This window comes from Nitrospinota bacterium, assembly GCA_016208975.1.
Classification (GTDB): domain Bacteria; phylum Nitrospinota_A; class UBA7883; order UBA7883; family JACRLM01; genus JACQXA01.
The window spans coordinates 1,275,798-1,288,722 of the sequence record JACQXA010000004.1; the positions used below are offsets into that span (position 1 = coordinate 1,275,798).

7 protein-coding genes are annotated in these 12,925 nt (G+C 56.2%); 5 read left to right on the forward strand and 2 right to left on the reverse strand.

The features are described 5' to 3' along the window. The first annotated feature begins 8 nt into the window (after nt 1–8). From HY751_09865 to HY751_09880, 4 genes are read left to right on the forward strand one after another with little or no spacing between them, the layout of a single operon-like run. Nucleotides 9–1,631, forward strand: a complete 1,623-nt coding sequence (locus HY751_09865) for an alkaline phosphatase family protein (protein MBI4666700.1) — start codon at nt 9–11, stop codon at nt 1,629–1,631. A gap of 31 nt (nt 1,632–1,662) precedes the next feature. Continuing rightward, nucleotides 1,663–3,189 (forward strand): B12-binding domain-containing radical SAM protein, encoded by a 1,527-nt coding sequence (locus tag HY751_09870; GenBank protein ID MBI4666701.1) that lies wholly within the window; start codon nt 1,663–1,665, stop codon nt 3,187–3,189. 9 nt (nt 3,190–3,198) lie between these two features. After that, complete coding sequence (locus tag HY751_09875) at nt 3,199–4,194, forward strand: lysophospholipid acyltransferase family protein (GenBank protein ID MBI4666702.1); 996 nt, start codon at nt 3,199–3,201, stop codon at nt 4,192–4,194. Between the two features lie 5 nt (nt 4,195–4,199). Further along, nucleotides 4,200–5,804: a B12-binding domain-containing radical SAM protein gene (locus tag HY751_09880; GenBank protein MBI4666703.1), complete on the forward strand. Its 1,605-nt coding sequence runs from the start codon at nt 4,200–4,202 to the stop codon at nt 5,802–5,804. 63 nt (nt 5,805–5,867) lie between these two features. Here HY751_09880 and HY751_09885 read toward each other — a convergent pair whose 3' ends face one another. Together HY751_09885 and HY751_09890 are read right to left on the reverse strand one after the other, a co-directional pair. After that, complete coding sequence (locus HY751_09885) at nt 5,868–8,516, reverse strand: glycosyltransferase family 39 protein (protein ID MBI4666704.1); 2,649 nt, start codon at nt 8,514–8,516, stop codon at nt 5,868–5,870. Beyond that, nucleotides 8,513–11,287 (reverse strand): hypothetical protein, encoded by a 2,775-nt coding sequence (locus tag HY751_09890; protein MBI4666705.1) that lies wholly within the window; start codon nt 11,285–11,287, stop codon nt 8,513–8,515. Before HY751_09890 ends, HY751_09885 begins: the two co-directional genes overlap by 4 nt. A 149-nt stretch (nt 11,288–11,436) precedes the next feature. Between HY751_09890 and HY751_09895 the strand changes: the two genes are divergently transcribed. Beyond that, a complete protein-coding gene (locus tag HY751_09895) occupies nt 11,437–12,894 on the forward strand; it encodes a flippase (protein MBI4666706.1) in 1,458 nt (485 codons plus the stop codon). Nucleotides 12,895–12,925: the final 31 nt, after the last annotated feature.

Below are 12,925 nucleotides of genomic sequence, written 5' to 3' on the forward strand. Positions count from 1 at the left end.
ACAACCTGATGAGCGTTGAAAACAAAGAAGGCCGTGGCCGCGTTTACGTTGTAGGGCTGGACGGGGCCACGTTCGACATAATAAACCCCATGGTGGCCAGGGGTCTGCTTCCAAACCTGGCCGCTATCATGAAAGAAGGGGTGCACGCGCCGTTGCGCTCCACGGTTCCGGCCTTCAGCCCCGTGGCGTGGACATCCATAATGACCGGCGTAAATCCCGGCAGGCACGGCATAGCCGACGCGTTCATCCATCATCCCGATTACCGGATGAGTTTCGCCAACTCCACATACCGCAAATGCCGCCCAGTATGGGCCATCCTGAACGAAATGGGATACACCACAGGCGTAATGAACGTGCCGCTCACTTATCCCCCTGAACATGTGGACGGATTCATGATAACCGGCATGTTCACCCCCGAAACGGCCACGGATTTCACATGGCCCGTGGAATTGATGGGGGAGCTTCGCCACCGGTTCGGCAAATACCGGTTCGAGGCGGTGCAATCTGAAAACCTGGACAAGGTGATAAGCACCACCTACGAGTCCATAGACCAGAAAGACCGCGTTCTGGAGCATTTGCTGGAGAAGAGCGACCCTGATTTTGTATTCATGGTTTTCGTGGAGACCGACAGGATCCAGCACCAGTTCTGGAAATTCATAGACCCGTTGCGGCCGGATGTGGACGATGCGGGCCGGGCTAAATACGGCTCTGTTATAAGCGACGTTTACGCCAGGCTGGACCGGTCGCTGGGCAAGATAATGGCCCGGCTTACGCCGAAAGATTCGGTGGTGATAGTGTCCGACCACGGGTTCGGCCCGTTGCGCCGGGCCTTCTCGCTTGGCAACTGGTTAATTGATAACGGTTACACGGCCTATTCAGGAAACAGCGAGCAGACGAAACCTTCATTCGCCAGTTCGTTGATAGACGTGTTCAAACGGAAAGCTTTGGGCGTGGGGCCGGACAAGGACAAACAGATAAACCGGTTCTTCAACGGGGTGGACTGGGCCTGCACAAAAGCCTTCACCGAGGGAGCCGCCGGGGGGATATTCATCAATTCGAAAGACGCGTATCCCAACGGATTGGTCAACCCCGGCGACGAATATGAGAACCTTCGGGAGGAGATAATAGACGGGCTGATGAAACTTCAGGACCCGGCCACGGGGAAGCTGGTGGTGGAAGCCGTCCACCGGCGGGAGGATGTTTATAAACCCATGCCATCCACCCAGGGGATACCCGATTTGATAGTCACCTGCGCCGAGGGTTATCACACCATTTCGCCGTCCGAGGCCGCCTATTACAAGCTGGACATCGAGGGGATGTTCTTCACCCATCGCTGGTCCGGCAGGCACGCGGATTATGGCGTTTTCATGATGAAAGGGCCATCGGCGCGCCAGGGGGTAAAGCTTGAGCGGGCGCACGTGAACGACGTGACCCCAACGGTTATACATTTGATGGGCTCTCCGGTTAGCGGGGAGTTCGACGGCAGGCCGTTATACGAGGGGCTTACAGGCCCGGAAATCGGGACTGATGCGGCATATTCCCTGGCTAACGCGGGAGTGGTGAGGGATTTCTCCAGCGACGAAGCGCGGCAGATAGAAGAAAAGCTAAAAGAGCTGGGGTATTTGGATTGATGGCCGCAAGAGGTGACGCAGGGAGGTTAACGTGAGGGTATTGCTGATAAGGCCGCCATACACGAGGATTCGCGGGGCGGGCCAGGTTCCATATTTCCCGCTGGGCATAGGCTATGTGGGCGCCATGCTGGAGAAGAACGGTTTCGAGGTGGGCATATACAACGCGGACGTGCCCGCTGGCCGCAGTGAAATGGTGTTCCACGACGAACGGGACGTGTTCTCCCAGCGCTCGGCGGCCCACGCCAGATATAAAGCGGCGCTGAATAACGACGAGCATCCGGTGTGGAACGAAGTGCGGGAAACCCTGCGGACGTTCAAACCGGACGTGGTGGGGCTTTCCATCCTTTCGGTGGAGTATCCTTCAGCGCTGAAGATAAGCAAAATAGCCAAACAGATGAATCCCTCCATAAAAGTTGTATGGGGCGGGTTCCATCCCACCTTCATGCCCGAGGGGAGCTTGAAGAACCCCGAGGTGGACGTGGTGGTGGCCGGCGAAGGGGAGCAGACCGCCGTGGAGCTTATGAAAGCCCTGGACACGGGCGGGGATCTCACAAAAATCCTGGGGCTGTACTTAAAATCCAACGGTGGCGTGATTTTCACCGGGCCCCGGCCCATCATGGACGATCTGGACTCCATCCCGTACCCCGCGCGGCATTTGAGGCTTTACCCGGAGCGGTACGACCCGCGCAACATGGGCAACATAATAACCTCCCGCGGGTGCCCGTTCCGTTGCACATTTTGCGGGTGCAGGAACCTGTGGGAGAAGAAGTTCCGCCGCCGGTCGCCGGAAAATGTCATCGCCGAGCTGAAAGATCTGGTGGGGACATACCGCGCAAACCATATCTTTTTCATGGACGACACCTTCAGCCTGAAGAAAAACTACGGCATCGAAATGTGCCAGGCCATCATAGACTCTGGCCTCAACGTGGTGTGGACCACCGACACCCGGGTGGACAGGGTGGACGACGAGCTGATCGGTTACATGAAGAAGGCCGGATGCGTGTATCTGGACCTGGGGATAGAGACCGGTAGCGACCGGATGTCGAAGATAATCAAGAAAGACATCACCCGGGAGCAGGTTTTCAGCGCCGTGGACATAATCAACAAACACGACATGGCCACAGGCGCGTTCCTGATGGCAGGGTTTTTGGAAGAGACTATTGAGGATCTGGATGAGACCTTCTCGCTCATCAGGAAGCTGAAAGTCACCCATATCGCGCTGAACGTGTGGGATCCCATGCCCGGCAGTGAGCTTTACGACCAGTCGGTAACTATGGGTGTGGTGGCAAAAGACGCCGACTGGAACGATTTCCCCTTGTGGCCGGACACGCATTTCGCCGTGCAGATGAAACCAGACGAGTTCCTGGCCAAGTGCAACCAGATCGCCGAGCATGTGTACCAGCATAATAATTCGTTCATGGCCTATGTGCGCAAGATAAGGCCAAAAGTGATAGCCCTGGCCAAACGGGATCCGGTATATCTCATGTTCAGACTGTCGCTCTGGATCAGGGAGCGCTTTTTGCGCATGGTGGGTGGCTCCAGGGCAGAGCAGAGCTGACAGGCTCCCATGTCCAAAAAAGACATAGCCCTCTGGCTGTACTGGAAACCGTTCAGGAAAATCTTGCGGGCCTTGCCGCCAGGTTCCATATACCCTGTGGCCCGGATTGGCGCCCATGCGCTTTGCGCGATGGCCAAGGGGAAAAGAAGGGCCATAGAAGCGGTTTTTAACGAACTGGATGGCCGGTTCGGACCGGAAGCGGTGGCGGAGGCGTTCCGGTCGCTTATGTATAACGAGCTTGAGACGCTGTTGTTCCCGGACCTTCGTCCGGGGAACATTGACAGTTACGTTGTGTGTGACGACTTCGCCCGGCTGGGCGCGGCGCTGGCCCATGGCAAAGGGGTGATGCTGTTGTTCGCCCATTTCGGGGCCAACCAGATGGTGATGCCAGCCGTGGGGCACAAGGGTTACCGGATGTGCCAGCTTAGCGCGCCATCAACGGTGTGGGAAAACGTGCTTCCCGGCAGAAAGTTCTCCAACATGGAGAAAGAGGCCATGCGCCTGCGGTGGGAGTGTGAGCTTTCGTTGCCGGTGACGCATATAAACATTTTCGGGTCGCTGAAAAAGGCGTTCCAATGCCTTCGTGGCAACGAAATATTGGGCATAGCCATAGACGGAGGCGGGGGCAAGAACCGGGTGGCGGTGGAGTTTTTCGGGAAAACGGCCTATTTCTCCACGGGGGCTATGGACCTGGCATTGCGTTCCGGTTGCGTGGTTCTGCCAACGTTCATGACGCGCACGGAGAGCGGAGCCAGTAAAATGATATTTGAAGACCCAATGACCCTCGTTTCTGGTATGGAGCATGAGGAGGCGTTGAAAATAAACACCCAGGCGTTCGTGAAAAGGCTGGAGGATTATGTCCGCCGGTTTCCCGGGTTGTACGGCAATTTCCTGGCCCTGCGGAAATTCATGGAGACCCAGGGCGAACTTCCATTTATCGAGTCCCGCCAAAACGCTCAAGACCGCCCGTCGCAGGGCGCGGGGGCGCTGGCGGAAGGGGTATAAGTAAAATGCGAGCCACATTAATAGCTCCGGCTCCGCCGGACATCAGCGCCTTTGGGGCGCGAAGCCTGTCTGCTTACCTGCGCTCCAACGGTTATGAAACCCGCGTTATCTTCCTGCCGGGAAGCATCGGCCTGTTAAAAGAGGGCGGGGACTACGTTTACAGCTACAACAAGGAGACCCTGTCGTCCATTGCCCGGCTTTGCGAGGGATCGGCGCTTGTGGGCGTTTCGTTCATGACCAGTTATTACGACCGGGCCTTGCAGATAACCGAGTATCTAAAATCGGCTTTGCCCGGTGTTCCGTTGATTTGGGGCGGCATCCACCCTTCCAGCAAACCCGAGGAAGCCCTGCGCGTGGCGGACATGGTGTGCGTGGGGGAAGGGGAGGAGCCCCTTCTAAAACTCATGCGCCGGATCGAGGCCGGGGAAGAATTGGCCGGGGTGGAGGGCATTTGGACGAAGAAGAACGGGGCGGTGGTGAAAACCCCTCTTCATCCACTGGTGAAAGCGCTGGACGATTTGCCCTATTTCGATTTTAGCAACCACGAACATTATGTGCTGGACAGGTTAAGCGGACAGATGGAGCCGTTGACCGACGAACTGTTCAAGCATCACCTGCCCCTGCTTCCATATTTCGACGGGTCGCTCATAAGGGCGTTCCGCACCATGACAGACCGGGGATGCCCCCACATGTGCTCGTACTGCAACGTCACCAACATAAAACAGATGTATAAGGATGATAACGCCGCGTATTTCCGCTCCCGGAGCGTGGAAAACGCAATGGCGGAACTGGTGGCCATCAAGACTCGATACCCCTTTGTGGAGGCTATACAGTTTTTCGACGACACCTTCTTCGCCCGGCCTTTAAAACAGATTGAGAGTTTCGCGGAACTGTATAAGGAAAAAGTGGGTTTGCCGTTCTATTGCCAGGCCAGCCCCAACACCCTGTCGGAGGCAAAGCTTTCAGCGTTGGTGAATGCGGGGCTTGTATATGTGGAGATGGGGGTGCAGACCGGGAGCGACCGGATAAAGAAAATGTACCACCGGAACGAGTCCAACGAAAAAATCCTTGAAGCCACCAGGCTTCTAAAAGGGTATGTGGAAAACGGGAAGCTCATGCCACCCGATTACCACGTGATCATAGACAACCCGTGGGAAACGGAGGAAGACACATTGGCAACCGCCCGGCTTCTTTACGACATTCCGAAACCATACGGGCTGTGCATATCCAGCCTGGTGTTCTTCCCCCAGACCGAGCTTTATAACAAGGCGCTGGAGGACGGGATAATCGAAGACGAGATGAAGGAGATTTACCGGAAACCCTTCTATGTCCCGCCCAAACGGACGTACATGAATTTCATCATCTACCTGCTCACCTTCCAGCGGTTCCCCAAATCGCTGGTGAAACTTTTAATGAGCGATGGCGCCCGGAGCCTTTTTGGTGGAATAAGGTCCGGCTTTCTCTATGGCGCGTTTTACGCGATGGGGGAGACAGCCCGGCTGGCGGCCAAAGGCCTATCCGCCCTGCGGCGGGGCGACCTGGGCAGGATAGCCGCGTTCTTGCGGAAACTTGTGATCCACGATCCGCTGGTGGCCGGACGCAAACAGTAGGCCGGTTCGCGCTGTGGCTTGGCCGGGATGACAATCCTTGGCTGGCGTCACATTGCCCGCCCGTCACTTAATATAGCGGAATGACGGCCCTTTGACGCCCATCAACATCACCCGTTTATCATCCATACCTGGAGCTGGGGCCACAGGCGCGTCCACGGGGCGCAGGGTGATTACGTTTTTCCCGGCGGCCACTTTTAGTCTGGCGATGGAGTTTTTACCCGGAGCGAGGGTGATTTGAGTTTCCGCTCCGCCGGATGAAATTTTCAACCCGGCGCTGGCTCGGTTGGGGGCCGAGGCGCCTATTAGAATCTCCGCCGATAATTCCACCACGCCCGCCCGTTTGGCCAAAATTTCCATTTCAGCGCCGGTGGAGTTCAACCAGAAAGCCGTGGCGCCGTTCCACTCTTCCACGCCGTTCTCGTTGTTGATGGATGTGACTACCACGCCACTCTTTTCATTTTTCAGCCATGCTTGCGTGTCGAAGGAGTACAAGCGGGCCCCGCTGGCGGACTTGAACAACAAGCGCGGAGCCGGTGAGATAAGCGAAGCTATGGCGTCGCCATAACCGTCGAACTTGTTCCACGAAAGCAGTAACGAGCCATCCCGTGCGGACTTTAAAATTTCCACCGCCGCGTCCTCGGGTTTTAAAGTGATAGCCATGGGGCGCAGGTTTTTGTGATGGGTTAATAAATCATGTGTGGGGGGCCATTGCCGGTAATAAATTGCGTGAGGTTTGCCCGATACCTCGCGCAAAACCTTTTCCAGCCCGGCGTCCGGTTCTGGCGCCCAAGGACGCGCGTCGGCAACTCCTCGCAGAACCCTTGCGCCCAATATCATGGGGCGGGTGTCGGCAATGTTCGGATTGCGGGTGTTGGGCTTGTCCAGCGGCTCTAAAGTGTATGCCCCGCCAGTTTTGTAGTAGAAAGTGGCCGGGCCTTGGCGTGGGGCCAGAACCGCCTCGCCCGATACCGATAATTTTGTGGCCGCCCTTCCGGAAACCCCCGGCGCCGGGAAAAGCTCCAGCGTTATTGGGATAATTTCGGCGCCCGACGCGATGGCCGAGAATTTTGTGGCTTCGCCACCAATCCAGAAATTTTCCACTCCGTTCACGTATTCCACGCCGTTGGGGGATTCCACGCTGGTAACCACGGAAGTTGAATCGCCGAACCGGAACGATTCCACTTGAGAAATGTCGAATATCTTGTAGCCCCGTTTCTGCTCGAAAATAAGTTTAGGCATGGGGACGAGGGTGACGCTGGCGTTGAACGTTTTGATGCTGTCGTTATTGGCCAGCAGAAACCGTTTGCCGGATGCGGTTGCAATGCGTTCAAGGGCGGCGGCGGCGTCCCTCTGGCAGGTGACCGGCTCCACGCTCCAGACGATGTTGTTAATATCCCGCGTCATTAACGGGAATATACGGGTGGCGTACCCGCCATCGATCACGGTGACGGAAATTTTCTCCGGAACGGCGGCAAGTTGTTTGAGCCTCTCCAGCGTTTCCATGGAGCCAACGCCGCTGGGCCATCCGTGATGGTATTGGAACTTGTCGTCATCGGGCACGTTCAAAGGATGGGGGGACCGGGAGAAATCCAGCCCGGAACTTATCCATTGATAGCCTGTTCCGGCCAGCAATATAGCTATCAAGGATGACGCCGTGACGGTTTTAAGGCGGTTCGCATTGACCCAATTTGCGCGTATGGCGGCGAGCCATTCCGCAAGCGCGACTCCCATAAGCATCGCCAAAGGCAGAAGACCCGGAAGGTAATAACGGGAATACCAGCCCTTGAAAATCACGATATACGCCGATGCGGAAACGGCGAAGGCCAGCCACAGGCAGGTTTTAATGCGAGTGGGTTTAGCTACCGACCAGATACCCGTCAACGCCATAAGCCCAATGAACGCGCCGCCATTAAAAATGCTCAAGCGGGAATAGAGCAGGGATGAGTTTAGAATAAGCCGCTCCTCCCAAAACCGTTTAAGCGTCAGGGGCTCGGCGGAGCCTGAATCATCCCCGCCGCCGATGAACATGTGCAGGAAATCCATATAAACATCGGCGTTAGCCAGCGCCTTTGGGAGAACAATTAGAAGCGGAACCATGGCCGAGGGTATGGCAATTAACGCCAATCGCAAGACCCGGCGCGGTTGTGCCCTTTGGGCCATGAGAATAAAGAAGATGAAGAACAGCCCCACCATGGCGGTGACCTTTGTGATCACGGCCAGGCCCAGGGCCACCCCCCCCGCGACAGCTGGAACGGGAGTTTTTGCGCTACCAGATATGGAAAAGAAGAAAAGCGCCCAAGCCAGGAAGAAACAGATTATAGGGTCATGAATGGCAAGCCGGTCGTGGAACACAACAAAAGGCATGAGGGCCCATATGATTCCGGCTACCATGCCAGAGGCGGTTCCGGCCAGGCTCCTGGTGGCGAAGAATATCCCGATGGCCGTTCCCGCCCCCAGAAGGGCGATGAACATCCGGGTGGCGGTAAGGGCGTTATCGGCGAAATGGGCAGTGGGGTAAAAAAGGGCGTATCCCAGCACCTTGAACCCCACGGTTACTTCGGAGGTGAAGTTGGCCATGGCGGCCCGCTCGATATAAATGGACTCATCAATAAACGGCCCCAAAATCCCCAGGTTGAAAACCCGGAAAGATATGGCGAGGGCGGCTATCAAAAAGACAGCCGCCAAGGTTTTCGAATTGGCCTCTTTAATCATGTTTGCGATTTTTCAGGCTGGTGGTTTTCGCGCCGCTTGGCGAAAAGGAAGAAAAAGCCCAATATCCACAACGGGAACAGAGGTATGCCCCAGCGCACGGCGTAGCCCGCGTTAATGTTGTAAAAGAAAAAATGGAGAATACACCCGCCCCAGGCGAAGGCCGATAGCCCCAGGGGGATTTTCGATAACGGCCCGATTCTAACAACGCTTCCCGCCAATAATGCCAGGAATCCGGTTGCCATTATTGCGGCCATGACGCCCCCCACCTTGTCGGTATCGGCAAACCGGCCATAGGGGAGCCCCGTGGCCATGGCCATTACCGAGTTAACCCTTTCGCCAATTGTTCCCATCCTGTACATGTCTTTAACCGCCGGGGCGATATATCCAAAATAATCACATTCGGCGTAGTTGCGGAACGAGAAAATCAAGACCCACAGGAACATGGCCCCGCCAATTGCTAGAAACACTTTCTTTCTATTCCAGGCGGATTTTAGAAAAACCTTTATTCCCCGGTTCTCCGGGTAACTTAACGCCGCCTGCCCCGCCATGAGCGCCCACGGAAGAAAATTGGGCCGCCATCCGGCCAGCAGGAACGCAAGCGCGGCGCATATCGCAAGGCTCCATCTTCCGCCCGCGCCGGAGACCAGCAGGATGATAATCGAATATATGATCAGCGAGCTGGGGTGTTCCGTAAGTCCGGCGCCCATGTAATTGTAATAGCCCAGCGCGAAATGGGCGTACAGGAAGAACAGCCCCGCGCACAACGCCCCGCGCGGGCCAAGCCCCCACCGGCGGCCCAGCGTGAGCATCCCCGTTGCCATGGCCGCCAGCGCATAAATGTCGAACATCTCCTGGGCGAACAGCGATTGGCCGAAAATAAGGTGTAACGCCGCCACAAAATAGGCGAAAGGCAGGTTCCACGTGGGCGGACATTCCACGCCGGACAGGGTGGAGTTGCCGGACATGATAACGTTAGCCCACCGCTGGAACGTGCGCCAGTCGTTCCCATCGGCGAGGATTTTAAATTTGCCGATGTCGTCTAAAAAGATGGGGCCGTAAAAGGCGAACAGCGCCAGAAACGCCGTAACGAAAACCTCCCTGCTTTTTAACCGGGATGAGCGCACCATCAACCCCACGGCCAGAAGCGCCAGGAATTTTATTGAAGAGGCCAATTTGACGGGAATCAGCGATATAAGCCAGGAGCCTTCCAGCGCGCCTTCAGGGAGGCAATTGAAACCCAGCCAGATGGCCATCATCAAAGTCCAAGCGGCAAGCGCCCGGGACGATGACATAGCCAAGGCCGTTAGCGCCCCGATGGTGAGAATGAGCGTTATAGCGGTGTCGGCAATAACACCGATACTCCAATTAAGCGCTCTGGCTGTCAGGCTGGCGGAAGGGGGTTCCGCAAAAAAAGCCCCGCTGGCCGGTTCATGGATCATCAATCCCATGTTGTCCAGAAAATATGGCGCCAGCCGCCAGCCGGGGGTCCCCCAACTGTATATTACCGACCCCCCCACAAATCCAGGGGCCGATACACCTGCAACGTCGAAAACCACGCCCCCGTCCGGGCCGGGCCGCCGGGAGGATTTATCCACTCCGGTGATACTCGAAAATTCCGGGGTGGAGCCCGCCGTGTCTAACACCAGAGATCTGGCCCCGGCGGGGGGTATGAAATAAAACCTGAAACTCAATTTAGGGTCTGGTTTATCCGTCAGACGGTTGTAATGCTCCAGGGGAAATTGGTTATGGTCAAAAATCCCTGCGCCAGCCTGGTAACAGCCCTTGCTCCAGACCCCCTCGTAAGTTTTAACCGGTTGGCCCTTTTCATCCAATGGCTGGACGCATATCCCCGAGGTAGCGGAAAATATGGAAAGGATTATTTTGCAAACCAGCGCCAGAGCTATTAATGGTTTAACGAAAGGCGCCTGCAAAAATTTCAATCCCGCCAGCGAGACAATCAACACACCGCCCACAAGCACAGCAAGGGTTTCCACATGGTTGGAGAGTGGCAGCCCATCAAAAATGTTCACGCCGCCGGAAGGGATAAGAAGGGCGCTAATGATTAAACCGGGCCAAAGCCAATCCACCCTGGCCGGAGGAGAGGACTCAAGCCGGTGTGCGAACTCCTGTCGGGCCAGGCGGATGGTTTTGATGTACCCGTTCAACACGCCAATGGATGTAAGGTAAAGAGCCGCCAACAGGATGAACACCGGCCATCCGAACATAACCAGCGGTTTAAGATATATAGGGAGAGCCGGTTTTATGGTGATGGTATCTATGGTTACCCACGAACCGCTCACGCTCTGGATGGAAACATCAATGCCGGGCGACGGGGCGACGGTTTCCGGAACTGTGAATGAGAAACCGGCTTTGCCCCACCGGTGCGCATGCCCCAGGTTAGCTGGCGACTGGAAAGTGTCGAGCAGTTTGTCGTCCACCCGGATTTCGATAACCGGCGGCTGGTCGGGATGGCTGTCGGCCAGGGTTATTTCAATGTCGAAAGGCCCAGCCACCGGGGATATTAACCTGATGGATTTTTTTTGAGGCCCGGCCCAGCTGTCCAGCGGACCCGGAAGCTGAGCCGGTATGGTGTTTAACAGGGGATGGGCTTGTACGCGCTCCCTGTCTCTCCAGAACCCCTCGCCGGCCAGTTGAGACTCCCCGCGGATTGAAAGGCTTTCATGGCAATTGAAGGCCAGGCGCGCCGTGGCCACAGCCAACAAGACAAACGCCAGCCCCACAACCAGAAGGCCCGTTTTTCTACGCCGCATGGCGGATAATCTGCACGCCGGTGTTTGACATTTAACGATATTTTTATCACACCCTGCCCGGCGGGACAAAACCGCTCTGTGCCAATGGGGGCTTTTACAGTATCCTTATGTACTCGTTAACCAGACGATGAAGGTGTTTTGGGGAGCCGATGAGGGGAAATATAGTAAGAAACATGGTTTTCGCCCTGATATCCAGGGGGATGCAGATCACCGTGTCTTTCGTCATGGTGATCGCCGTGGCCAGATACCTTTCGGTGGAAGGTTACGGGACTTATTCTTATGTGTTGGCGTTCGCGGCCTCCATCATGACCCTTTCCTATTTCGGCATCCAGAATATCCTGGCCCGGGAAATAGCCAAAGATAACTCCAAAGCCTCCATCCATTACGGCGCCGCCACCATGTTGCGGGGGATGATGTCCGCCTGCGCGGTGACGGCCCTGCTTATAGCCATATTTTTCACCGAAAAAGGGGAAATACCTTTCTGGATATTTCTCGTGGCCGCCGTTTCCGAGGCCATGATGGGGTTCACCCTGCTTCAGCGTTCGGTGTTCCAGGGGCTGGAGCGGATGAAAAGCGTGCCCATACTCACGTTCATCCAGTCCACGGGGCTGGCGGTGGCGGTGACGCTGGTGATAGTGGCCGGGCTGGACTATTACTGGTTTTTCGTGGCCACCATGGTCTCGTACATTCTGCAACTATTCGCGGGGTCGCGGGCGCTCAGCCAAATCGGCGTATCCGCGCTGGGGCGAGGGTTGGACCGGGGTTATCTGAAGAAATTCCTGGGCGACTCGCTGGTAGTAGGCGTCGGCGTGATTCTTTATAAAAACCTTTTTCTGATAAACGTTCTGGCCATCAAGTGGTTCAGCGGCCTGTCGAACCTGGCTTTTTTCCAGGCGGCCCATGGGCTTGTTCTCCAGTCGCAAATCCTGCCCATGTCCCTCTCGATGGCGGTGTTCCCGGTGGTGGCGCGGCTGGCGAAAGATGATTTGCAACAGGCCTCGTTCATTCTTGGCAGGGCCGTTAAATATTCATTGTTGTTGAGCGCCGGGGGGGCCGTATTATGCTCCGCTTTTGCCGGCGAACTTATGCCGTTAATCTATGGCGCTAAATATGTGGAATCGGCCAACGCCTTCCAGGTGCTGGCCTGGGCCATGCCGGCCCTTTGGCTGGACCTGTTGTTAAACGGCGCCCTGATGGCCATTAACCAGCAGAAATACAGCGTCATATACGCCGGGCTGGCCTTGGCGATAAACGCGGGGCTTGCCCCCATATTTATACCTGATGGAGGGCATGTGGCCGCCGCCTGGCTGGCCACAGGTTCTTACACTTTCACCAGCGCGTGTTCGCTTTATTTTCTCCGTAAAGCGGGGATGGTTTTTCCCGCCGGGCGCTGGATAGCGCAGGTCGCCCTGATGGCGGCCGTCACATGGGTAACCATATTGGTCATCAAACCCCTATCCCTTCCGGCGGCGGTTTTAGCGGGCGCCATGGTTTATTTAACAGCGTTGTTCGCCACCCGGGCTATTTCAATGGATGAAATAAAAAAACTTAGGGCCGTTTTGCGGGACAGGCCGAAGAAGGACGATAAAACGGCGCCCGGGTTATGAGGTGGCGCTTCTTTTTTGAACTCACCCGCCA